A 634-nucleotide genomic window follows, 5' to 3' on the forward strand; every position below is an offset into this window, starting at 1 on the left:
CCGCAAACCCAGCGAGGGGACATGGCAAAACCATGCCACATTTCTCTTGAACTCAATGCCGCAGAAAATGGCAGATCAATTCCGCGCCAACATAGATCAGTACCTCAGTTGGCATCGTTCGCGCGGTTTTCTGACGTGTATACCGGATGAAGAGGCGTGTGCTACCGAGGAACACGATATCGTGTCATGGGAAAAGATATGCACCATGATTCTGAGTAATGATTATCGCAGCCTGGCCCTGACAGCTTCACCCTCGCCTTCAGAGGACGCGACGCTTTGCTGTAGCAGAAAAAAATCTCGCAGAAGGCGCAGTAACAGTAATGAAGCCATCTTTCTGTGATATTCGCGCTCATCTTTAAGGAACCCAATCGCTGCCGGGGATGCGCTACTGGTGATAGAAGTGCGCCCAGACTTTGATCAATACAAACGCAGAGGCGCTCCAACAGGCTACTGCGGATAGCAATGCCAGCGGCAGCTTCATGGATGCGGTAAAATAGTAGAGCGATATCAGGTAAATCAGATAGGGAATGACTGACCAGATGCCAAACAGGATGGTGGCTCGTAGCGCTTCAGTACCGCGCTCTGTTCCCACAATGTAATGGGCAATTAAGGCAAAGGTCGGAAACAGCGGGAT

General features: G+C 50.8%; 1 protein-coding gene and 1 pseudogene. One reads left to right on the forward strand and one right to left on the reverse strand.

Going from position 1 to position 634, the window contains the following annotated elements; all coding sequences use genetic code 11:
• Positions 1-340, forward strand: a pseudogene (locus J5224_RS33690) (phosphoadenosine phosphosulfate reductase); the annotation flags it as partial.
• A gap of 45 nt (positions 341-385) precedes the next feature.
• Here J5224_RS33690 and J5224_RS33695 read toward each other — a convergent pair.
• The coding region (locus J5224_RS33695; RefSeq protein WP_264629223.1) for a GlpM family protein at positions 386-634 on the reverse strand (249 nt) is incomplete at its 5' end.

This window comes from Candidatus Symbiopectobacterium sp. NZEC135, from assembly GCF_025962695.1.